Below are 23,862 nucleotides of genomic sequence, written 5' to 3' on the forward strand. Positions count from 1 at the left end.
GTGGGCGATCGTTCCGCTGTTGATGCTCGGCGGTGCCTTTTTATGCTACGAGGGCGCCCACAAGGTCCACCAGAAGCTCTTCCGCAGCGAAGTCGATAAGCAGGAGAAGGAGGAGCTGAAGAAGGCGCTTCGCGATCCCGAGGTCGACCTGGTCGCCTTCGAGAACAAGAAGATCAAGGGGGCGATTCGCACCGACTTCATCCTGTCGGCCGAGATCATCGTCATCGCACTGGGCTCGGTCGCCGCGGCGACGCTGAGCGTACAGCTCGGCGTACTGATCGCCATCAGCGCGCTCGTGGTGTTGGTCGTGTACGGACTGGTCGGCGGCGGCATCTTCTCGCACAATATCCCCTGGGTCGAGCACCCCTTCAAGGGCTGGGCGGCACTGACCGGCCCGCTCGAGTCGGTCACGCCGCTGTTGCTCGATGGACTCCTCGGCGTCGCGATCGGCGCTATTATCGTGGCGATTCTTTCGCTCGGATCCAGGCTTGCGAATTAGTCAACGTCCTCTCTGGTATAAACAGAAATCCAACGGGCCATTAAACGTCAAAGAACAATGGACAACAAAATGAAAGCCTGGGTCTATCATGACTATGGCGGCCCGGAACAACTTCAACTGGGCGACGTTCCAACACCAGTTCCCAAAGATGACGAAGTACTGATCAGGGTGCGTTCCTGCGCTCTGAATGATTGGGATAACGAACTTCTCAGGGGTGATTTCATCAATCGACTCCTCAATGGTCTGTTCCGACCCAAGCGCATGCCGATTCTGGGCAGCGATATTGCCGGGGTCGTTGAAACTGCGGGTGCCCACGTGACGCGCTGGAAAGTCGGTGACGAGGTGTATGGCGATCTATCTTCCAACGGATTTGGCGGGTTTGCCGAATATGTCTGTGCACCGGAAGAGGCGTTGGAGCGCAAGCCTGCGAAGATGAGCTTCAAGGAAGCGGCGGCCATTCCGCAAGCGGGAATGTTGGCGTATCAGGGCTTGTTCGATGTTGGGCAATTACGTCCGGAGCATTCATTGCTCATCAATGGCGCGGGTGGCGGTGTCGGTAGTCTCGGAATTCATCTCGCCAGAAATGCTGGTATCGAAAGAGCGACCGGGGTTGATAGCACGGAAAAATTGGCGTTCATGAAATCTCTCGGTTTTGATGAAGTCATCGATTACACGCAGAAGGATTTTGCCACTGCTGGTCAACAGTACGATTTGATTCTCGATTGTAAAACCTCACGCATGCCCCGGGCTCATGCAAGCGCGCTTAAGCCGGGCGGCACATATTGCACGATTGGCGGCAGCGTACCGAAGATGCTGGTGCAGTTGGTCTCAAGTCAACCCATTAGAGCATTGACCGGAAAAAGGTTGCGACTGGTCGCATTGAACCCAAACAAGGATCTGGAAGCCTTTAATGACCTGTTCGAATCAGGAAAGCTGACAGTGTCGATTGATGGCGACTTCGGGTTTGATGACATTCCGGACCTATTCAAAAAATTCAGATCAGGTGCCTACAAGGGAAAGTTGGTCGCCGGCTACTAGGAAAAATCAGGGAAGGCTGGGACACCCACGCTTTTGTCCGGCAGAAGCCGAGCGGTCGCAACGACCAGGATGGGGTGGGTGTCCGTAGCCGGGCTTTGTCGTCGTGTGGAGAAATTTTTGTACCGGAGCTAGACTGTCGGGAACCTTCCTTGCCGAGGGAGACTGCAGATGGAACGCCGCAACTTCCTGAGAAACACCGGCCTGATGCTCGGCAGCCTGCCGTTGATGGCTCATGCCCGGGCGCCTGCACCGGCCACGGGCACCCCCGACGCCGCACCACTGGATCCCGAAGACTGGTCGAGCGTTCGCGCCCAGTTCGCGCTGACCGATGAGCGCATCCACATGGCGACCTTCTTGCTGGCCAGCCATCCGAGACCGGTGGCCGAAGCCATCGAAGCACATCGCCGCGCCTTCGACGCCAACCCGGCCGAATACTGGGAGGAACACTTCAGGACCGCCGAGCCGGCCGTTCGCCAGGCCGCGGGCCGCTACCTCGGCGCTGAACCCGATCACATCGCCCTGACCGACAGCACCACCATGGGCCTGGGGCTGGTCTACGGCGCACTGAAACTGGCACCGGATCAGGAGATCCTGACCACCACGCACGATCACTACGTCACCATCAAGTCGTTGGCGCTGCGGGCCGAGCGCACCGGCGCCAAGGTGCGCGAGGTTGCCCTCTATGATGAAGGCGCCCGGGCCGACGTCGACGAGATCATCGCGCGTATGCGCCGCCACATCAATGAACGTACCCGCGTACTCGCGGTAACGTGGGTGCACTCCTCGACCGGCGTCAAGCTGCCCCTGGCGGCGATGTCGAAGGCACTGGCCGAAATCAATGCGGATCGCGAGCCGGACCGTCGGGTGCTCTTCTGCGTCGACGGCGTGCATGGCCTGGGAATCGAGGACGTCACCATGGACGATCTGGGCTGCGACTTTTTCATTGCCGGGACCCACAAGTGGCTGTTCGGGCCGCGCGGTACCGGCCTGATCTGGGGTCGCCCGCGGGCCTGGGAAGCGCTCGAGCCCATCATTCCCAGCTTCGGACCGAGCGTGGGCGTATGGCTGGGCATGTTGCCTCCTGATTCACCCCTCGTCACGCCGGGCACTTACCACACACCCGGCGGCTTCCACAGCTTCGAGCATCGCTGGGCACTGGACCGCGCCTTCGAGTTTCACCTCGCCATCGGCAAGCCGCGCGTACAGCGACGCATCCATGCGCTCAATACGCGGGCCAAGCAGGGCCTGGACGACATGGCGCATGTCAGGCTGCACACCCCGATGTCGGAAGAACTTTCATCGGGCATCATCTGTTTCGAGGTGGACGGGCATGAGCCGCCGACAGTGGTCGAGAAGCTGGGTGAACAGGGCGTCATCGCCAGCGCAAGCCCGTATCCGGTCTCGTATGCCCGCATCGCCCCCAGCCTCATCAACACCGAGCGGGAAGTCGATCGCACGCTCGAGGTCATCGGAAGCCTGGCAAGCTCAAATCCGTGACGCGAGTTTCTGGATGTACTGGGAGAGTCAAACGACAATCTTGTAGGGTGGATTGTTCTTCGGGCTCTCGGTATCGGTTCTTTCGCCAACGTGCTGTATGCCTTGTTTGCTGGCGCCATTCGTTTTCCTGGCGGTCGAGGTGAAACTGGTGGCGCTTGGATCTACTGGAATGCTGGGGATTTTTATTGGTCTGGGCATAGCGGACCTGATCTACGAGCCTGTCGGTAAAGAGGGGTGTCCTCCTGAATTATTACGACGCTCATTGCCAGGCGCTGACGGAGACGCTGTCCGGCTCAGGGCAGGGCCGCGAGCGTTGTAGCCATGTTTCGCATGTTCCTGGAAGGCGATGGCGCCAGGATTCGGGTTATCCTTCGGACACGATGACTTGACTGGCCGTGCTCGAGCGCCTCGCCGAATCGCCCCAGCGCGGCTGTGCTCGGTGCCGGAACGCTGGTCGCCATTGGCGGCAGGTTGACTGGAGTGAGATGGACCATGGTTGGCTCTGAGACGTTTGGCGCAGGTTCATGCCGTGCAACCCGGTCGGCCGGGGCGTCCGGCCCGCTGGGTGATCATTGGCAACGGCATGCCTTGCAGTGGGAAAGCGTGGGGCCACCGCTCCGGCCGGGACCCGAGGACGTGGCCATTGCCGAGCGGATGGTCGACCGGGCGCGATGCCATGAAGGCAGCGAATCGATGCGCAATGCGCTTCTGGGCGTCACCCCCGAACTGGTCGGCATGAACTGGCCGACGGGCAGCCGGCTGCTGTCGGTTGACCGAAGCCGGCGCATGATCCGCGAGATTTTGCCGCGTCGCGCTGCGGCACCCGTGACGCCGATTTGTGCAAGTTGGCTGGACATGCCGCTGGTCAACGACTGCCTGGACTGTGTCATCGGCGATGGTTGTTTCACGGTGCTCGAGAATGTCGAGATGCATCGCCGCCTGTGGCACGAACTCCATCGGGTTCTGCGCCCGGGTCGCTTTCTGGTGATCCGGTTGTTCGTCCAGCCGCCCGAACGTGAATCGGTCTCTGCCGTGTTCGATGATCTCGCCGCCGGGTTGATCGGCAGCTTCCACGTGTTCAAGTGGCGCCTGGCGATGGCACTCCACGACAACCTGGACGAGGGCGTTTGCGTGAGCGACATCTGGGGTCACTGGGCCAGCGCCGGAGTGAATGCCGAATCCCTCGCGACCCGATTGAACTGGCCGATCCGCGAAGTCCGGACCATCGAAGTTTATCGCGGTAGCCCGGCGCGCTATACCTTTCCGACGCTCGAACAGGCACGCAAGGTGTTGGCCGAATGCTTCGATGAACTAGCGTGCCACGTTCCCGAGTATGAACTGGGCGATCGCTGCCCCACGCTGTTGCTGGCCGCGCGCGATTGACAATCCATGCTCGAAACCAGCGCTTTTGTCTACGCCGGGCCGAATCGACGCAGCGATCTCACGGTGATCGAAAAGGCTTTTGCGCTCGAGCCGGTTGAAGTGAAGCGATTGGCCGAATTCGACCCCGAATCGTGGCGGACCCGCCTGGCGGCCATTCATCCCGCACTGGCGGGGGGCGACATTTCGGAATCCAAAGGGCACGAATCAGGCCGGAGCCGAAACGGCCTGTTGGCCCGGCTATATGCGCGGCTGGGTATTTCGCTGCAGCAAGCTGCACGTCACCCGGTTGCCGAAGCCGGCGTGCTTGCGCCCGCGGCAGACGACGACTTTCGCGTTTTCTTCGAGTATGAAGAACCCGAAACCGGAATGAATGCTGCAAGTATCGCGCAGGCGGCCATTGAAATGCTGTTCATCGAGGGCGATGCACACACGCCCGTAGGCGAAGGGCTGGCAACCCTGGGCCGGCGTGTAGAGCGATTCCTGGACGAGGCCCGGCCCCTTGCCATGCCGGCGGACAGTCGTGCGATTCATGACGCGGCGCGCGATCGCGGCGTGCCTTGCCTGCGCATGGACAGGCCGCCCTTCGACCCGATCGAAGGCGAATTTCGCATCCGGCGCAACGGTTTGCTTCGCCTTGGATTCGGTTGCCGTCAGCACACGGTAGACGGCACGTTCTGTGTCAGCCGGTCGCAAGACGTTTATCCCTTTATCCGTGACCGTAAAGCCTTGTTTGACCGCCTTGCGGAACAGGGTTTCCCGCTGCCTGGCGGGGCAGCCGGGCAATGGTGCGGCGCAGCACTCAAGGCGGCCCGGCTGGCCGATCGCATCGGCTACCCGGTCTGTCTGCGCGCGAGCCGGCGGGGCCACGCGGGCCCGGCCGTTCGACGGTTGCCCGATCGCGAAGCGGTCATCCGCGAGGCGGGCCGTACTTTGCAGCAAAGCCCGCGGGTTCTGGTGCAGCCCTTCCTGTCGGGCACGGAGCTCAAGGTCGTTGTTGCGGGACAAAGCCGGGATTCGGTGTTCGAGCGACCTGATCCGAATGCGGACTGGCGGCGTTCCGACAATCACGGCGCGGCACGGCAGCTCGCGCTCGAAATGGCCCGCTCCCTCAACGTCGGCCTGATGACGGTCAGCCTGATCTGCCCGGGGAACGACACCGGTTCCGATAACGCCGCTACCGTGATCGACGTGGAACTCGCGCCCGAGCTCGACGGGGTTACTGCACTCGATGACCACGAGCTGTACCCGGCGGCGCAGGCCTTTGTGGACTGGATATTTCCGGATCCGGCCACGGCGCTGGTTCCGGTCATGGCCGTGACCGGCACCAACGGCAAGACCACCACGACGCGCATGCTCGCGCAGATCATGCGCGCTGCCGGGCACGTCACCGGTCTGGCATGCTCCGACGGTTCCTACATCGACGACAGGAAAGTATCGGAGTTCGAGGACGGGTATCTCCCGGGGCACCTGACCGTGCTCGACAATCCCGACACGGAAGTGGCGGTGCTGGAGGCAACGCGGGGCGGCGCTGGCAGCGCGGGTCTGGGGTTCGATCGCTGTGATGTGGCTGCATGCCTGAACGTCACCGCCGACCACCTCAACGATCATGTGGGCGTACGCAGCGTGGACGAGCTCGCGCGCCTCAAGCGCACCATTCTCGAGCGGGCTCGCAGGGTTGTCCTCAACGCCGATGACCGGCAGTGCCGCGCCATGATCGGGTCGCTGGGTGATCGCGTGTCCGGCATGGTGTCTCTGTCGCGTTCGGCCGTGGAGCTGCGGAATGCATTCGCGCTGGAATTCGTGGCCGGCGTGGTGGAACGCGTCGAAGGGCGCGAGTGGCTGGTCATCCACCAGGGCGGTCGACGCTTTCCCGTGCTGCCTGTCGATGAAATTCCACTGGCCTTCGGGGGTGCGGCCCGGCACAACGTATCGAACGCGCTTGCCGCCGCGGTGGTTGCCTGGCTGATGAAGGAGTCGATCGATGTCATCTCGTCCGGCCTGAAGGGCTTGCGGGGCGATTTCGAAACGACGCCGGGCCGCCTCAACTTTTTCCGCAAGCTGCCGTTTGACGTCTGCATGGATTTTGCCCACAACCCCGCTGGCGTGCGGGCGCTTGCCAAGTTCGTGGACCGTCTTCCGGTCGACGGCCGGCGGATCGCCTGCCTTTCGTGCAGCAACGAAAACGACGATGACTTCATCCGTGAGACCGCGGCGGCGGCAGCGGGTCATTTCGATCACTATGTCTGCAAGAACTTTGGCAAGATCTTCGATCGCGCACCCGAGGAAGGGCCGAGACTGCTGCGCGAAGGACTGCTCGCCGCCGGTGTGTCGCCGAGTGCCGTGACCTGTGTCGAAGGCCACGAGCACGAGGGCGTCAAGTCCGCGCTCGGCATGGGGCGCCCGGGCGATCTCGTCGTGATCGTGGGCGGCAAGCGGCGCCGGGAACTGTGGCGTTTGATTAATGAATGGCCGGTCGATTCAGGGAGACCGTCGTGACGGCACGCAGCCACGATGCTGCGCTCGACCAAGGTCGGGCTTTTCGCCTCGACTGCCGGATCATTCGGCTGGCAGGTGCGTTTGCAGGGCTTAAAGGCCCGCTTAAGGTGCTGCTGCGCTGTTTCCGTCCTGTCCGGTAGCCCCAAATGCGGCCGGCGCTGGGACGTGCGCCGTTGAAAGCCGATCCGTGCCGTTGTCGCGGCTACAGCGGGAACCTGCGGATTTTTGAGCTGCGTTCCCCGGCGTTCGGACGCGCTTGGAGCGGGCGTGGACGGGTAGCGTAACGAGCCGGCCGACACCACCAGCATCACCGAGATGCTGCGAATCAATTCATTCCTCGGCCTTCATCTTCTCGCGTCGCGCCAGCTCCCGCTCGGATGGATCGTCCATGGCGAAGGAGCCGGTTTCGACATCGCCTGCCGGCTCGAAGGTCGACATGGCGATGCCGCCGGCCGACAGCCGATGCTCGACCAGGCGAAACATTTCGGGCGGTGTGCCCTCACCGAACAGCCGCTTGCCCTTTCCCAGCACCAGTGGTGCGACCATCAGCACGAGCCGATCGATCAGCCCCCGTTCCAGCAGCTGCGGGTAGAGTGTGGAGCTGCCCTGGATCACCAGGTTCGGTCCGTCTTCGTCCTTGAGAGCCGCGACCGCGTCGATGTCCGGCAGGCGATGGCTGCCCCGCCATTCGAGTGGTGCTTCCGAGCTTGTCAGCACGTATTTGGAGATGCGGGCGAACTTTGCGGCAATGGCATCCTGATCGGGGTCGATGAAGGGCCAGTGGGCGGCGAATATGTCATAGGTGCTGCGGCCCAGCAGTAAGTCGAAGGGCTCGCTGAATACGGTATCGACCTGGTGGCCGATCGCTTCGTCGAACAGGCTGGTGAGCCAGCCGCCGTGCGTAAAGTCCCCGGTCGTGTCCTCTTCCGGGCCGCCGGGGGCCTGCATTACCCCGTCGAGCGAGAGGAACGCGGCGCCGATGATCTTGCGCGACATGTCAGCCTTCTCCCTTGGCGGCAGCTTCGATCCGGGCAATATCGATCTTCTTCATCGTCATCATCGCCGCCATTGCGCGGGCGGCCTTTTCACGATCGGAATCGGCCGTCAACTCCATCAATCGTCTCGGCGTGATCTGCCAGGAAAAACCCCAACGGTCGCGGCACCATCCGCATTCAATTTCAGCGCCGCCGTTTTCGACGATCGCGCTCCAGTAGCGGTCGGTTTCTTCCTGGTCGTTGGTCAAGACCTGAAAGCTGACGGCCTCATTCGGCTTTACATCGGGGCCGCCATTGAGGCCGAGGAACTTCCGACCGAGCACGGTGAACTCGACCGTCAATTCGTCACCTTCCCGACCGCCGGGATAGTCGCACGCGGCTGCGTTGACGCGTTCGATCCGGCTGTCGGGGAATGTGGCGGCATAGAACTCTGCTGCCTTGCGGGCCTCGCCATGGTCGAACCACAGGCAGTTGATCACTTCGGCCATGTTTTTCCTCCATGCTGTTCAAGCTTTGTGACATCGGATGGTGCCCTTTCTTCCAGGTTCGAAACCAAAGATCAAGCGCCTGCAGTGCCCCGATTCGTGTCCATCCGGGATGCTCGTCAATCCCTGGTCGAATGATGAAAAGGTGCTTCGACAGGGAGCGGTTTTCTCCGCGCCCTTCGAAATGCTACCTCGCCTAAGCTGTCAAGAAACCTGGACACCCACTAATTTCCTGTCTGAAACGGCCTCGTTGTGGTCGGGATCAGGACTATTTGAAGTCGTGGGTGTCCTAGTTCTCCGGACATGCCGGGTCAGTTTTCGATGTGCGGGGTCAGTTCAAGCCGGTCCGGATTCTGTCAGGGGGATAAGGATTTTCCTGGCAACCAGCCGATGTCGTGCGCCGTTTGCCGTCCAATCTGGCACCGCGCCAGGCTTGGGGCCTGTTGCGCTGAGTCCGGCGTGATGGGGATTTGGCCCGCCATGATTTCGGCAGTCGGTTGCGGATAGCGCGGTGTCCTGTCGGGTTGGACGTAGCCTTCGGGAAACTTCGGCAAGCCCGTGGCGGGGTCGTAGAGGTCGCGGGCATTAACGGTGTGCAGCAGCTCATGGACGAGGATGACCTGGTTGAGCCCCCGCAGTTTTTCGCTGGCTGACAGGCTGGCCAACCCCAGCCGGGGACTGGACATGCCGATGGACTGCGCATCCAGGTTTGGGTCGTCCTGGGCGCTGTAGCGAGCGATGATCACGATGTCGGGGTTCAGGCCGCGGGTATCCAGTCGCCAGTGCCACCAGCGGAGGCTTACTGCCCATTCCAGTTTCCGCCAGTAGCTGCCGTTGCCTGGCGGCAGGGGCGGCGTGCTCCGGAGCGGTCGCCCCATCCGAATATCGAAGGGTCGATCGAGGGGTAAGCCGTGGCGTGTCGCCTGCGCGGCCAACCAGTCCTCGACTGGATCGAAATACTCGCCGTCGAGCGAGTCAAGCCAGCGCCGAACCTCTGCCGAGCCATCGGCATTATAGGGGTAGACGGCGACGACGAGCGTATCCGACCAGTCGGGCCGATGGTCTTGCTCCCAGAAGGCGACAATCACCAGCGGAAAAAGAAGCAGCAGCAGGATCAACACCCGGAGCTGTTTTGCACGCGTCATCGTGGCTCCGATCAGTGGCGACGAACGGTTGCGGTCGATGAACCATATCGCAATATGTCCGATCAGCCAATCCTGAAAACCGGGGCACCCACGATGTTCTTGGCTCAATCATCCTGGCCATGGTCGGCTGGATATCAGAATCTGCTGAAATTCGTGCTCGAATGGCCGGGGTTTGGCGTATAGAGAAGTGTCTGCGGGCTGCCTGAGGTCAACTTCGGGCAAGGGCTAGCGTCTTGCAGGGTGTCCCGAATTCGTCTCCTGATGCTGCGGTCATCGATTGGCCATTCGACGCTTCAAAATGGCGTCTTTATACTCCACAAGGGGGCTGTGGAAGAACGATCGTGCTGGTGACCGTGGCGCCTCATCCGATGGTTCGGCCCCGTTTCCGAACACACAGGCATTCATGGACAAACTCCTCCAGCCGCTTCTCGAGCTTTCACCCTTCACGATCTACCTGCTGATCGGGCTGTTCTGCTGGTCGGAGGGCGCATTCTTCCTGGGTTTCGTGACGCCGGGGGAGCTTGCCGTCGTGGTCGGTGGGATTCTCGCCTCGCGCGGCCACCTCGAGATGGATGTCCTGCTGGGGGTCGTGGTGTCTGCGACTATTGCGGGCAATGCCACCGGATTTTACGTGGGTCGCCGTTGGGGCACCGGAATGCTGGAATGGGCGCCGCTTCAGCGATTCTTCGGCCCTTCGATCCGGTTAACGCTCCGGGTGACCGGCACTCAGGGAATTGCACGGACGCTCGCGCCCGGGGTCCGCTGGCTAAACCGACGGTTCGACCCGCGCTTGGCCCAGGGGCTGAGCCTGACGCTGGGATTCTTCGCCCTTATGGGAGCGATCGGAGGCGCGGGCCTGGTGTTCAGTCAGACTCAGGCGGTCGAGGGGTTGGCGCTGATCGACTTCCCTGTTCTCGAGTGGATGGGAAAGACTCGAACCGATGAGGCGGTCTCGATCGCATGCGGCGGGCTGCTGGCATTTCACTGGCCCGGTGTCTTCGAAGTGGCGGTGCCGCTGATGGCCTTCGCCTGGTGGCGGGTGGGCTGGTTCGCCGCGATCCGAATCGGCGTCGGTGTCGTAGGCGCGGCCGGCGGCGCCTATTTCCTCGATCGATTCGTGCTCGAAGGACACGTCCCCGGTGCCGAGTTCCCCTCGGTGCCGGTCGCCGTTGCAGCGGTGCTGCTGGTTCATACGACGGCGCTCACGGCCAGGATGCTTGATTGGGGAGGTGCGGTGGCTTGTGCGGCGATCGGCACGTTCGTCTTGTGCACGGTCGCGCTGGGAACGGTCGTGGCCGGCTGGGCAGCGCCGTCGGGAATCGCACTGGGGTTGGCCCTGGGGATGGCCTGGGCGACGACGCTGGAACTGCCCGGGACCGCCCTGCGCTCGAAGCCCCCCTCCCCGGAAGAGGAGCAGGGCGATTCGCCCCGGTGATCTCAGCACGTCAGCGCTGACGCTGGGATCGACGCAGGGATTCGGATTCCGAATAGCGCGAATACAGGTCCATCAGCACATGACGGAAACGGTCGCTGTAACCGGCCGCGATGCCCAGTGCCAGCGTCGCGATCGCTGCCCTGTCGGGGTGGTTTCGGACCCAGTCGCTCAGCACCGGGTCGGCGTGTTCGCGCAGGAAGTTCTCGAAATCCTCGCCAAGATCGAGATCTTCTCTATCCGATCGAGCGGTCGATCGCGAAGAACCGCCGCGGCCGGCGTTGGCAATTCGCGCGATTACCAGGATCAGAGCGATCAGCACGATGCCGCATGCTGCCGTCACCAACGCGGCCAGTTTCGGTGGCAAGGTTTCGCTGAAAGCGAAGTAGCCGGCGAGGCTGAGAAACGCGAACACGCACAACGCCAGCGGCACGATCAACGCCGTCACCAACGCGCCGGTTTCAATGCGTCTCTTCAGCTTCTTCAGCATCGCACTCTCCGGATATCAGTGCTTGCTTTCAGCGGCTGAGCAGCTTGCCGAGAATGAAACCGATGCCGAGCGCGGCTGCGATGCTGGTCATCGGGCGTTCCTCGATTTCCTTCTCGAACGCACTCCAGCTCTGGCGGGCCTGCTCGCGCGATTGATTGGCCGCGGCGCGGATACGGTCCCGGCCTTCGTCGGTTGCGGAGTGTGCCAGCCTGGAAACGGTCTTGCTCATCTCTGAGAGCTCACCTTTCAGTGCGGAAAACTCGTCTTTCAGCTCTTTAAGTTCCTTGTCCGTTGCAGTGGCCATGGGGCCCTCCTGTTATGCGTAATTTGACAAAGAATCGCCTGATCAGAATAGCATCGGACGAAAAACCGGGCCACAAAAACCCACACAAAACCCAAAAACCAGAACACCCACGATTCTTTCTCCGAAATCGGCGAGAACCGGGACCGATAACCGGTACACCAGTAATTTGTTTCTGCAGGCAATCTCCTTCGAACGGAGGCGATATTTTCCGGCCTGGCCTGCACGTTGACTAGCGCAACTTCGGTGAATTCGTGGGTGTCCCAGTTTGGGCGCTTCTGATCGTCGGCGGCGAAAGAGCCCTCGACAGCCTGCAGACCGGCGCCATCGCCGCAGGCTTGCCGGTCGCCTTGATCCTGTGTCTTCCCTGCTTCAGCCTGATGCGTGCCCTCGGACGCGAATTGAGCGTGGAAGGCGCGCGCCTATCCTGGGGACCTGCCAGCGGGCGCGAAGAGTGCTGATCGTCATGCGGGGGTTGAAGCGCGGCTCCTCTCAGCTGACCAGCAGGCTGAGTGACTGAACCATGGCGGAATGATGGCGACACGTCCGGCGCCGTGTATTCGGAGCTAAACGAAATCCCCCGGAATGGCTTCGCGTCCCAGTTGTCACTCAAGACGCGTTTTTTCGCGTTCTCATGCGGCCTCCGGCCCGAACGGACGTATCCGGAAATCGAGCAGGTCGCGCACTTCCTCGTATTTCACCAGCAAATCGTCCTCGTTGTCGGCGCCGAGAAAGATTTCGGCGACTTCGAAGCTGTAACTGTCTTGCAATTCCAGATCGCTGAGCGCCGTGCCCTGTGAGGCCAGCACGCGGATCCGGGCTTCCGGATACTTCGCCTGCACGCGGGCGATGTCCCGATCGTTGGGAACGCGCTCGATGATACCGTCTTCGAAGTAGCGCAGCATGAACTTGCCCGAGAAATGGAAATCGCCTTCGCGATAGGGAAATGCCGGCCGCCGCCCCAGCGCCAGGTCGAGGACCACCTTCTGGTTGGGCACGCCATCGACCATCAGAAACAGCGGCGAATGCGACTTCGAGATGCGCGCATTGATTTCGAGAAGGCGGATGGTGTCGGCATCCGGATCCCAGTAGAACTCGATGTTGAACGCGGCGCCGTCATAGCCGAAATGCCGCATCACCTTGCGGGCGATTTCGATCATCCGTTCCTGCACTTCGACCGGTAATGCCGAGGGATACTGGTAATGGCTGAACGAGGAGCCGTGCTTACCGAAACGCTTCGAGTCGATGACGCCGAAGATCAATACCTCGCCTTCCCAGCAATAGCCCTCGAGCGTGCACTGCTCGCCTTGTGAGACGATCTCCTCGATGATGCAATGGTAACCGTCGATCGGCGCGATCTCGTCGGGCACGTCGACGTGTTCAAGGAACTGGTTCATCGGCCTGGCCATGATGCCGATCTGTTTGCGCACCTGCGGCAGGTGCTGCTCGAACGTTTTTCGGCTGTCGACATGAAAGCCGAGAAACGACGAATGCGACTTGATTGGCTTGAACCAGAAAGGATAGTCGAGTTCGAGTCCGGCAAGCGGATCGTCAGCGAACGGATCGATGGCCTGAAACCGACCCACCACCTCCGGGACGGCCTTGCGCTGTTCAATGCGCGACCAGTATTTGTGTTCGCACTTGGCGACCGCTGCCAGCGGCGCGCCCGGCAGCCCGAACTCCCTGGCGACCAGCGGCACGGCCAGTGAGGTCGGCAGATCCCAGTAGCCCATCACGCCATCAGGCGGCGCCGGCGCCGCCTCGAACAGTTCACCGGCATGTGCGAGGATGTCGTTCATCGATGGGTAGGCGAGTTCGGGGGGATGAACGATCTGCGACTTGTCGAACAGCGCGTGGTACTCGTATTCCTCGTTGTCGTCGTGAATCGTTTCGAGCAGGTCGAGATGAAACCGGTCGAGACCCATGACATAGACGTTCTTCATCCGGAGCCCTCCATTCAAGGTGGTGCTGCCTGTCAACAACATCGAGGCTACCGGGCCTGCTCCGAATAGGTATTGACCTGTATCAGGAATCAGGACAATCAAGAGTCTTCTGAAAGAATCGTCTTGGTCGGCCAGGCTGGTCATGCTGCCGGAATGGGCATCTCGAGGAAAACAGGGCGGGAAGGAGATTCCCGCTCATAACAAAACCCCGGTCTTCTGGAACCGGGGTCTGTCCGCGGATAATTTGAGATTGGAGCACTAGCGCTGGGATCCTGATATTCGACAAAAATGCTTCCAACTTCAAGAGTCTTGGCTTTTGCCACCAGATCTCGCTGGATCGAGCTCTCTAGTGCCGCTTCACCCTTGTGAGGCTTCCGCGTCGAGTATAGATTTACGCCCATGCGAAGGGCCTGTCAATCACTTCGTAGTAAAAGTGAAGGAAAAATTGACCTGCGTCATCAGAAGGGACGTACGGGCCGGTCCGACCACTCGTGTCCCATGCCGTCGTCTTCGGCGGGCCTCGCACAGGTGAAAGCTCGGACGGGCTTCTCAGGATGGCTCAATCCAGGGTGCTTTTCATGCCCGACTGGACCCGAGTGCACAAAACTTGGAGAATGAGTGGCCGCTGCCTTGCCAGGCAGGACACACTATCCGTACAAAAAGGCACGCCCGCTCCCGATGGAGCCGCGTCAAAGGAGTGGTGCGAGCCTTAACATCATGCAGGTCTGTTTTGCCTGCCAATCCAAGGAGCATTCCATGCCCATCGAACGACACGGTTGCCGTGTTGCCGTCAACTGGCTCTTCGCCATCGTCCTGATTCTTGCGGGCGCGACGGCAGCCGCGCAGGCGCCCATCCAGGGGCTTCAGGACAACGCCGATTCTCATTACGCCCTGGTCAACGCCACGGTGGTCACCGAGCCCGGCGAGCGCCTGGATAACGCCACGATCCTGATCGAGGACGAGCGCATCGTCGCCGTCGGGGAGGATCTCGAGGCGCCGCAAGGTGTGCAGCGCATCGATCTTGAGGGCGCTTTCGTTTATCCCGGCTTTATCGATCTGATGGCCGAGTACGGCGTGCCGTCCGCCGAGGGCGACGGCACGAGTTGGGGCGATCCGCCGATTTACGAGGTCGAGCGACCCGGTGCGGTTTCCTGGAACGCCGCCCTGCATGCCGACCGCGAGTGGGTGGCGGCGTTCGAGCCCGACGGCGATGCGGCCGAGCGCTGGCGCGGCAATGGATTCGCCGCCGTGCAGACCGCCCGCCTGGACGGCATCCTGCGCGGTCGCGGGGCGCTGGTTTCGCTGGCACCCGGCAGCGCCAATGAGCGCGTGATCGACGCCGATGGCTTGCACTTCGGCGCTTTCAACAAGGGTGCCTCCAGCCAGGCTTATCCGAGTTCGTTGATGGGCAGCATCGCGCTGCTTCGCCAAACCTTGAGCGATGCCCAGTGGTATCCGCAGGCGCTGGCCGCCGACGACACCCGATTCCTCGACGAACCCGTAGCCATGCAGCGGGGACTGGCCGCAATGCAGGACGTGTTCGGGCGCGGCCTGCTGTTCGACCCGGGCAACGCCGAGTCGATGCTGCGTGCCAGCGCGCTGGCGGCCGAATTCGATCTGCCGATGATCCTGCGGGCCGACGCCCACGCCTGGGAACACGCCGAGGCGCTGGCCGAGACCGGTCATCCGGTGCTGGTGTCGTTGGATTTCCCCAAGCCGCCGCCTGTAGCCACCTCTGGTGACGTGCTGGATGCCTCGGTGGCCGAGCTGCGCCGATGGGAGCGTGCGGCCTACCAGCCGGCCATGCTGGCCGAAGCGGGACTCCGAATGGCATTTACCCAGCACGGAATGGAGAAAGCCGATAAGTTCTGGCCGAATCTGCGACGTGCCGTCGAGCGTGGACTGGGTGCCGACACCGCGCTGGCGGCGCTGACGACCACGCCCGCCGATCTGATCGGCGCCGATGAGGAGCTGGGGAGAATCGCGCCGGGCTATCGCGCCAACCTGGTGGTCGCCGACGGCGATCTGTTCGACTCCGACGCGCGTCTGCTCGAAACCTGGGTCGATGGACACCGCCACGAGCAAGTGGCGATGGAACAGCGCGCCCTGCTGGGCGATTACGCCGGCGAGCTGGGCGGCGTGGAAGGCACGCTCAGCGTCGCCCCCGCACGAGGCAAGAAACTCAAGGTCAGCTTCGAGCACGAGGACGGCAAGCTGTCCTTCAAAGAAGCCAGTGTGGCTTTCGGCGAGCTGCGTGCCCGCAGCGCGGATGCACTGGGCGATTGGCCCAAGGCGACGCGCCTGGTTCTGCGCCCCTCCGACGAGGGCCTGAGCGGTGAGACGATCGGGCCGGACGGCTCCACCCGGGCGCTGGCGTTGAACCAAGCGGCGGTCGCCGACGAAGAAGCCGATAAAAACGACGATAAACAATCCGGAGAGGCCGAAACGGCGGATCGCGCCCCGGTCTCGCGCATCGTCTCCCCCAACCAGGCCTTCGGCCGCGCCGAGATGCCGCAGCAACGCGACGTGCTGGTTCGCAATGCCACCATCTGGACCCAGGGCGAGCAGGGCGTGCTCGAGAACGCCGACTTGCTGGTACGCGACGGCCTGATCCGCGAAGTGGGTGAGGACCTCGCCGCACCGCAGGGCGCGACCGTGATCGATGCCGAGGGCCGGCACGTTACGCCGGGGCTGATCGACGAGCATTCCCACATCGCCATCTCGCGCGGCGTGAACGAGGGTTCGCACCCGGTCACGTCCGAGGTGCGCATTGCCGACGTGGTCACCGGAAACGACGTGGACATCTACCGCGGCCTGGCCGGCGGGACCACCATCGCGCAGCTGTTGCACGGTTCGGCCAACCCGATCGGCGGTCAGGCCCAGGTGATCAAACTGCGCTGGGGGCAGGACGCCGAGGGACTGAAAATGAATGAAGCCCCGCCCAGCATCAAGTTCGCGCTGGGCGAGAACGTCAAGCAGAGCAACTGGGGCGACGACGTCGACAGCCGTTATCCGCAAACGCGCATGGGTGTGAACACGCTGATGCGCGCCGCCCTCAACGCGTCAGTGGCCTACCGTGAGCGCCACCAGGCCTACAATGAGTTGTCGAGCCGGGCGCGTCGCGATACCGCCCCGCCGCGGGTTGATTACCAGCTTGAGGCCCTGGCCGAGGTGGTCAACGAGGAGCGTTTCGTGCACGTGCACTCCTACGTCGCCTCGGAAATTCTCGCCTTCATGCGACTGGCCGAATCGATGGGCTTCACCATCCAGACCTTCACTCACATTCTCGAGGGCTACAAGGTCGCCAGCGAGATGGCCGAGCACGGCGCCGGGGCGTCGAGCTTTGCCGACTGGTGGGCCTACAAGTACGAGGTCATCGACGCCATCCCCTACAACACCTGCTTGATGATGGAGGCGGGTGTGCTGACGTCGGTCAACTCTGACAGCGCCGACTTGCACCGGCGACTGAACCAGGAGGCGGCCAAGTCGCTTACCTATTGCGACAACGTCACCGAGGAGCAGGTGCTGGATCTGGTCACGATCAACCCGGCGAGGCAGCTCGAGATCGATGAATACGTGGGTTCGCTCGAGCCGGGCAAGCAGGCCGATTTCGTGATCTGGAACGATCACCCGCTGTCGGTCTACGCGAGGGCCGATGAGACCTGGGTCGACGGACGCCGCTACTTCAGCCGCAGCGAGGACGAGGAACTGCGCCAGGCGGCCGCCAGCGAGAAACAGGCGCTGATCGAGCGCGTGCTGGCCGGCGACGAAGCGCCGCGCGAAGACGATGAGCAAGACGTTGAACACCAACACGAATGGCACTGCGAACACAACGTCGACGTGTGGGCCATTCTCAACCGCGGGGATCAGTCATGAGTCGAGTGACACGATGGATTTTTGCCGCGCTGGCGTTGTTGCTGACCAGTCAGCTCATGGCCAGTCCTTACGCGCCTGGCGAAGCGCCGGCCGAAGTCCTGCTGTTGCAGGGCGGCCGGATCGTCACCATGGACCCGCAGCAGGGCGAGGACGGCGTTATCAGCGATGGCGACGTGCTTATCCGCGACGGCCGCATCGCCGCGGTCGGACGCTCGCTGCCGGTGCCCGACGATGCCGAAGTCATCGCGCTGAACGGCCGGCACATCTATCCCGGCCTGGTCGGGCTGGACACCACGCTCGGCCTGGTCGAGATATCGGCGGTGCGCGCCACCGTCGACACCGAGGAGGTGGGCACCTTCACCCCCGAGGTGCAGGGCCACATCGCCTTCAATGCCGACTCCGAGGTCATCCCCACGGTGCGATCCAACGGCCTGACGCATGTCCAGGTCGTGCCGCAGAACGGTCTGGTGTCCGGACGCAGCAGCCTGATGCACACCGACGGATGGCACTGGGAAGACGCCCTGGTCAAGGCAAACGACGCGCTGCACGTGCGCTGGCCTTCGCCGCGTCCGCGCTGGTCGTGGTTCGGCGGGTCTTCGGGCTCCGATCCGGTCGAGCGGGCCCAGCGCGAACGCCGGGAACTGCTCGATTTCTTCGACGAGGCGCGCGCCTATCACCTTCGGCGCTCGGCCGACGAGGAAACGCCTCGCGACGAGCGGCTCGAGGCGATGCGCGGTGTGTTCGGCGGTGACGTGCGGCTGTTCATTCATGCCGACGGCCTGCGCCAGATCGAACAGGCCATTCGCTTTGCCGAGTCCGAGGACCTGGCGTTCACGCTGGTGGGCGGGCGCGATGCCTGGCGTCTGGCCGATGAGCTGGCTGCCGCGGAGATCGACGTCGTCTACACTGCGACATTCGGCATGCCGATCCGCGACGGGGATGGTTACGACGCTGCCTTCCGGGCACCGGCGATTCTCGACGAGGCGGGCGTGAAGACGGCGCTGGCCTACAGCGGCTACTGGGACACCCGCAACCTGGCGTTTGCCGCCGGCTACCTGGTGGCCCACGGCCTGGACCGCCAGACTGCGCTGGCCATGATTACCCGCACGCCAGCCGAAATGCTCGGGGTGGGCGATGAAATCGGCCGTATCGCGCCGGGCTATTCCGCATCGCTGCTGGTAAGCAGCGGCGATGTTCTCGACTATCGTGAACATGCCGTCGAAGCGCTGTTCATCGACGGTCGCCAAGTCGATCTGGGTAATCATCACAAGGCCCTGGCCGAGAAGTATCGTCAGCGTCTTCGCTGATCGGCAGGGGACGCGCGCCGGCTGGCAAGCCGGCGCGATGTTCATTGAAATGCCGCCACATCGTCGGCGATAAGGGATCGCTGTTGTCGGCGCCCGGCGTGCCGTGATCGGCCGAGTCGGGGTGAGTCGTACTTTATGTGTCTGGATTGGTCTTGCGAACGAAGGCTCACATGCCATTATTGATGAGAGGGTGGAGTGCCGTCACTCGTGGCCTGATCGTTTGAGCCCCCGAATCCAGAATGCCCACATTATCTGAGATAAGCGGTACAAAAATCACTTCGCCGGATGGCGCCAATACTGCTCCGGCAAATGCAAAATTTCCGCTCCCATGCGCCGGCCCGGATGTGTAGGTTCCTGCTTCCGGATCGAAGATTCCTACTTGAGCAGATTGGCGAGGAGCAAAAACCACCTTGCCAGCAGGTGTCAGCGCAGCTCCCTGAAAGGCGCTCCCTCCCTGTCCGTGCGCCGGGCCGGCAATGTATGTCCCGGCTTCAGGGTCGTAGAGCCCGACATGATCGGACTCGTGCGGCGTAAATATCACATCACCTGTGGGCGCCAGAGAGGCTCCGCGGAATGCTCCATCTCCTTCGTTATGCGCCGGGCCAGAATTGTATGTCCCGGTCGCCGGATCATAGATGCCGACATGATCGGACATTCTAGGCGCAAAAATCACGTCGCCATTTGACGTCAGCGCTGCCCCGGTGAAAGCACCCTCCCCGGCACCATGCGCAGGGCCGGAAGTGTAGCTATTTGTCGCCGGATCATAGATGCCCACGTGCTGAGATTTATAAGGCACAAGAATTATCTTGCCGTTGGGTGCCAGTACCGCGCCAGAAAATGCGGACTCCCCCTCACCGTGTGCAGGTCCGGATGTATAAGTCCCGGTACCCGCATCGTAGATGCCCACATGATCTGATTGAGATGGTGCGAAAATCACCTTTCCGTCGGACGCCAATGCTGCTCCGGAAAATGCAGTCCCGCCCTCGCCGTGCGCAGGGCCGGGTGTAAAGGTGTGCGTTGAGTAATCGTAGATTCCAACGTGATTGGAGCCGAACGGTGCAAAGACAATCTGTCCCATAGGTGCAAGAACACCTCCCAGGAAACTATCCTCACCGTGAGCGGCCCCGGGATGGTAAATGGGCTCAGTCCACGGCGTTTCATCGAACAACATTGACAGTGCATTGATTGCCCGTGCGGGATCAGTACCGACTTCGCTGATTTTGGGCAGCGTGTCATTAATGGTAATTCGATCAGCGATAATCGAGCTGACATCGAGGTTCGGGGGAACATTCATTGCATGAACCGCAGTTGGAACAGATGTAACGCGCTGCCGTGGTGCAAGTGTTTTTCCTTCGACAACCACTTCAATCCATCGCTCGCCGTTCAAGACCTCTCCGAAATTTAACTCGACCTGGAATAGCCCATCTTCGATTGCGACATCGGAAAAGCTCTGGGTTGCGCCGACCTGGTCGCCGTCAACCCGGCTGTCATATAGGAGAAAGTCCATCTGCGCGGTGCCACTGAAGTGCCCGCCACCGTCGTGCAATTGACCTTGATAGGTAAAGGTTGAGCTTTGGGTTGTCGGGCTTTGGGCTACTGCCAGTCCGGAGATCCCGGATATAAGCCCAAGAACAAGAGTGTTTAGAAAAAAAGCTTTTATGTGCATCATAGAGTGGCTCTCCCATCCGAGTGTCGGGCCGCAAGGCTACTCGAAAGCATCTTGGAAAATTACATCGCTCAGATCACCCGGCCCGAAGTTCCAGAGGGTGACATTCACCGACTCGGTTTCCTCGTTGGCATCATTGGACAGAAGGATGGTTCCGAGGAAGACGCCTGTTCCCAGGCCACTGGTATCCACTGAAACGGTAATCTCTGCGGGTGTCGTTCCCGCGTTCCTATCCAGGGTGATCCAATCTTTGTCACCCCCAATACCAACTGTGAATGCGGACGCGGACCAGCCGATGCTGTCGCGTCCGCTTCGATTGTCAACGGTTATGGTCTGGGTGTCCAAGCCGAATGCCGGCCGGAACTGGAGATGATCCGGACCGTGCTCCAAGCCTGCGGTGAGACTGGGCAACAATGTCGGGTTTTCGACGACAAATACCGAGTCGACGGACTGGAACACGTCCGCCACACCGTCGTCCACCAGCACCCCTATGTTGTGCTCACCAGGAGTCAATCCAGTCACGGTCAGTCGCTTTCCGCTGCCAAGGATGCTGTCGACGCTCGAAGCCCAGAGGATCTGGTCGTCGTTCAGCGAGCCGACATTGGGAGAGAAGGCTTTAACCTCCAGCGTTAGCGTCTGGCTTTGACTAACATAGGTGCCGCTGGCAGGTGAAATGATCTCAGCCGTCGGTGACACGGTTGACAGAGTAAATGTGCCGTCGGAGACATCGCTGCCCGTATGGATGCCGTCGCTGGCGGTGACCCTGAAGAGTCCCTGACTGGTGCTGGGCAAGTTGGCCCGGGGAATGGCCGCTTGGGTGGTAGCCAGATTGCGAGTGACAGGCTCCCAAGTCGTGCCACCATCGTGGCTGAATTGCACCCGGTAAGTCAGTGGGTCACCGTCCGGATCCGATGCGTTCCAGTCAACTTCAACTGGGTCGGTCGATATTGTCTCGCCACCGCCGGGGCTTAGGACTTCAACGTTCGGCGGGTTGATTCCCGCGTTGACGGTGGCGAGTACTCTGGTGGAATCTTCGATTTCGACCCTCGCCGTCCCTTCAACATAGGGAACCAGTTCCGAGATCAACAAGGATACGTCCTCGGTAAAACCGGTGCCCGGCTCTGTTGGTCCGGAGCTCATCTCTTCTGGCGTAAACGCGTACCGTGCCAGCTCCTCACTGTTCTGGTCTCGCAAGACAATTTCATAATCGCCCGGCGTGCGAGGCTCAAGGTCTCCAGCATCGCGTAAAACAAATAATGGCTGAAGTTGGACGTCACCGGTATCCGGATCGATGCTGCCGTTGACCTGCAGTCGGTCGGTAACCCCAGTACTTTCTACTTCAGCCCGCGTCGCGGTGCCCGAAGGCTCGACCTTGCGCTGGATAAAGTCCATCACCCCGTGGTAAGTAAAATCACTGATCCACTGGTTGTCGCAGTAGGTCATGACATCGGCCCAGGCCCAGCGGTAGACTTCGAATTCACGCGAACTGCTGCCGACGCTTTCAGGAGCCAAATCGAAGCCAAAGATTGCATCGTCACCGGATCGGGTGGGACTGATCAGACCAAAGTCATGCGGAAAACTTCTTCCTTTCTTGGCCCCGCAAAATTCTGCGTGGCGGCGTCCAAAGTTGTGTCCCAACTCGTGCGCCCCATACCAGTCGCCAAAACTGCCGTCGAAGTCCCACCCCCAGTTCGCGCTGCCGGTCGGTCCTGCGGCCACATTGCCACCGATTTTTGCCTTGCCACGCATGCAGGGAATACCACCGCAACCGGCGGTGTCGGCCACCATGCCGTAGTAGCGTATGTCCTTTTCGTCACCCACCATGCCCGACCAACGGCCGGCATTCCGAGCTTCTTGTTGCAGGGATTTTAGAAACGAGTTGACCTCTTTGGCCTTCAGACTGAAGTCGCCACCTTCAACGCTTACATCGGCGAATGTCAGGCGCCGGCGCGTATACCAGATATCGGATACCGGATAGGCCCGCTCGAGCCACGAGACCATGTGATCCAAGTGGCTAAAGGACGTTTCCTGAAGCTCCTGGCTACCGCTGCCGTCATCCACTTCATAATCAATCGCGTATAGCACCAGGCCAATTCGGGGGACCCACTCGAAATTCACGTTGACTGATTGAGTATTGTTTTCGAAGTTGGATTCCGGTGGATAGCGACCCCGCCACCCTGTCTCGGGGTTGACTTCCGCGGTGAGGGTGACGATGCCCTGCGTGAAGTCGGTCGGCCAATTGGGCAGCCGGAACAGAAAAGCGTGATTGAGTGATGAACGCATGGGGGACGATTTCGCCACAATGTGTCCGGCATTTTCGTTGATGGGGTGCAAAACCTGGCTCTCGTTGCCGTTGTCGGCTGTGAGAGTGGCGAAAGTGCGAAAGCGGCCACCGGCCCTGTCCTCCACATGCACGCGCACGTAGGTTGGTTTGCCGGCCACCAGCCGAACACTGTTGTTTAAATCCTGGGTGCCCTGGGTGACTTCAACGGCTGTGACCGCCAAATCGGCTTCTACGTCTAGGTCCCAATTCACGCACAGGCGTGGCTGATTTCGTTCGCTGGACGCGTCTTTTGTCCGGAAGCGAGCAAGCGCCGAGAACCCGCCAGCCACGACGGCCAGGCCGTGGTTTGTCCGCGTGCCGGTGATCCAGTCGCTGACCAGTCCGTCGGCAGTCCAGGACAGCCACCGGGGAGCGTCTTTCGCATTTGCGGAATCCAGGTTGGTCGATGAAATGCCGGGCCTGTTGTCCCAGGTCAGCGTATTCTCCGCCCAGCTCTCGTTGATCGCCCTAAGATGTGTCTGTGTCGTGCCATCTGTCGGGGAAATGTTGTTGAGATGAAGATGCAGGTCTGCAGACAGGATCGTGGCATCGGCTGGAATGGGATCGAGATTAAAGCGGAGATAACCGGTTCGGTTGTCAGAACCGACATCGCAGCAGTTGGTTACCTCCAGATCTCCTGAATCGCCAAAGTTCTGGGCGGGATCCTGTCTTGACGCGAAAGTATCGGCCTCGGGATAGAAACATTGTGATGTGTCAGACAGGGCGGTTTCCTGCCATCCCAGTGCAAAAATCGCCAGGATGGCTAGACCCCCAAGCGGGCCGGAACTTCGGCCGGGGCCGAATCTGGTTCGTGTGTTGATGGTGCTTTCGATTGTCAGCATGATCGACACCGTGTGCTTGCAATTGAATGGACTGAACTTCCAGAGCCATTCGAACGCTTCGACGAACTCATTGTCGGTTTCGCGGATCCCTCCTCCCGACGCAGACTAGCCGCGGCAGACAGTCGAGTCAGCCTGATTTGCGGC

The 23,862-nt window shown here is 61.4% G+C and carries 16 protein-coding genes and 1 pseudogene; 9 read left to right on the plus strand and 8 right to left on the minus strand.

What is annotated here, in order from left to right; genetic code table 11:
- From DZK26_RS04535 to DZK26_RS04555, 5 genes are all read left to right on the plus strand, one after another.
- On the plus strand, positions 1-499 hold a 499-nt coding region (locus DZK26_RS04535), incomplete at its 5' end, for a DUF808 family protein (protein ID WP_116898401.1).
- Positions 500-556: 57 nt separating this feature from the next.
- Positions 557-1,537 (plus strand): NAD(P)-dependent alcohol dehydrogenase, encoded by a 981-nt coding sequence (locus DZK26_RS04540; RefSeq protein WP_220376491.1) that lies wholly within the window; start codon positions 557-559, stop codon positions 1,535-1,537.
- Between the two features lie 168 nt (positions 1,538-1,705).
- A complete protein-coding gene (locus DZK26_RS04545) occupies positions 1,706-3,034 on the plus strand; it encodes an aminotransferase class V-fold PLP-dependent enzyme (protein WP_116898400.1) in 1,329 nt (442 codons plus the stop codon).
- 603 nt (positions 3,035-3,637) lie between these two features.
- Complete coding sequence (locus tag DZK26_RS04550; RefSeq protein WP_181918400.1) at positions 3,638-4,417, plus strand: class I SAM-dependent methyltransferase; 780 nt, start codon at positions 3,638-3,640, stop codon at positions 4,415-4,417.
- A 6-nt stretch (positions 4,418-4,423) separates the two neighbouring features.
- Complete coding sequence (locus DZK26_RS04555) at positions 4,424-6,913, plus strand: Mur ligase family protein (protein ID WP_116898398.1); 2,490 nt, start codon at positions 4,424-4,426, stop codon at positions 6,911-6,913.
- Positions 6,914-7,243: 330 nt separating this feature from the next.
- On the opposite strand, the gene DZK26_RS04560 is transcribed toward DZK26_RS04555, so the two are convergent.
- The 3 genes from DZK26_RS04560 to DZK26_RS04570 form a co-directional block, all read right to left on the minus strand.
- Positions 7,244-7,909 (minus strand): dihydrofolate reductase family protein, encoded by a 666-nt coding sequence (locus tag DZK26_RS04560; RefSeq protein WP_116898397.1) that lies wholly within the window; start codon positions 7,907-7,909, stop codon positions 7,244-7,246.
- Between the two features lies 1 nt (position 7,910).
- Positions 7,911-8,396, minus strand: coding sequence for a VOC family protein (locus DZK26_RS04565; RefSeq protein ID WP_116898396.1), 486 nt, complete (start codon positions 8,394-8,396; stop codon positions 7,911-7,913).
- A gap of 353 nt (positions 8,397-8,749) precedes the next feature.
- On the minus strand, positions 8,750-9,538 hold the full coding sequence (locus DZK26_RS04570; protein ID WP_147306665.1) for a hypothetical protein: 789 nt from the start codon (positions 9,536-9,538) through the stop codon (positions 8,750-8,752).
- 403 nt (positions 9,539-9,941) lie between these two features.
- Between DZK26_RS04570 and DZK26_RS04575 the strand changes: the two genes are divergently transcribed.
- The gene (locus DZK26_RS04575) at positions 9,942-10,973 is read left to right on the plus strand and encodes a DedA family protein (protein WP_116898394.1); all 1,032 of its coding nucleotides are present in this window, start codon (positions 9,942-9,944) and stop codon (positions 10,971-10,973) included.
- Positions 10,974-10,983: 10 nt separating this feature from the next.
- On the opposite strand, the gene DZK26_RS04580 is transcribed toward DZK26_RS04575, so the two are convergent.
- Positions 10,984-11,460, minus strand: a complete 477-nt coding sequence (locus DZK26_RS04580) for a phage holin family protein (RefSeq protein ID WP_116898393.1) — start codon at positions 11,458-11,460, stop codon at positions 10,984-10,986.
- A 28-nt stretch (positions 11,461-11,488) separates the two neighbouring features.
- Positions 11,489-11,764: a YqjD family protein gene (locus DZK26_RS04585; protein ID WP_116898392.1), complete on the minus strand. Its 276-nt coding sequence runs from the start codon at positions 11,762-11,764 to the stop codon at positions 11,489-11,491.
- Positions 11,765-12,033: 269 nt separating this feature from the next.
- On the opposite strand from DZK26_RS04585, the pseudogene DZK26_RS04590 reads away from it, so the two are divergent.
- Positions 12,034-12,222, plus strand: a pseudogene (locus DZK26_RS04590) (hypothetical protein); the annotation flags it as partial.
- Positions 12,223-12,393: 171 nt separating this feature from the next.
- Here DZK26_RS04590 and DZK26_RS04595 read toward each other — a convergent pair.
- Positions 12,394-13,704, minus strand: coding sequence for an acetyl-CoA carboxylase biotin carboxylase subunit family protein (locus DZK26_RS04595; RefSeq protein WP_116898391.1), 1,311 nt, complete (start codon positions 13,702-13,704; stop codon positions 12,394-12,396).
- A 756-nt stretch (positions 13,705-14,460) separates the two neighbouring features.
- Between DZK26_RS04595 and DZK26_RS04600 the strand changes: the two genes are divergently transcribed.
- Positions 14,461-17,580, plus strand: coding sequence for an amidohydrolase family protein (locus DZK26_RS04600; RefSeq protein ID WP_181918399.1), 3,120 nt, complete (start codon positions 14,461-14,463; stop codon positions 17,578-17,580).
- Positions 17,577-18,887, plus strand: coding sequence for an amidohydrolase family protein (locus tag DZK26_RS04605; protein ID WP_181918398.1), 1,311 nt, complete (start codon positions 17,577-17,579; stop codon positions 18,885-18,887). The genes DZK26_RS04600 and DZK26_RS04605 overlap by 4 nt, the downstream gene beginning before the upstream one ends.
- A 166-nt stretch (positions 18,888-19,053) precedes the next feature.
- On the opposite strand, the gene DZK26_RS14125 is transcribed toward DZK26_RS04605, so the two are convergent.
- Together DZK26_RS14125 and DZK26_RS04610 are read right to left on the minus strand one after the other, a co-directional pair.
- Positions 19,054-20,556 (minus strand): hypothetical protein, encoded by a 1,503-nt coding sequence (locus DZK26_RS14125; RefSeq protein ID WP_147306664.1) that lies wholly within the window; start codon positions 20,554-20,556, stop codon positions 19,054-19,056.
- 36 nt (positions 20,557-20,592) lie between these two features.
- The gene (locus tag DZK26_RS04610) at positions 20,593-23,718 is read right to left on the minus strand and encodes a DNRLRE domain-containing protein (protein WP_116898388.1); all 3,126 of its coding nucleotides are present in this window, start codon (positions 23,716-23,718) and stop codon (positions 20,593-20,595) included.
- Positions 23,719-23,862 lie beyond the last annotated feature (144 nt).

This window comes from Wenzhouxiangella sp. 15190, assembly GCF_003417465.1.
Lineage (GTDB): Bacteria > Pseudomonadota > Gammaproteobacteria > Xanthomonadales > Wenzhouxiangellaceae > Wenzhouxiangella.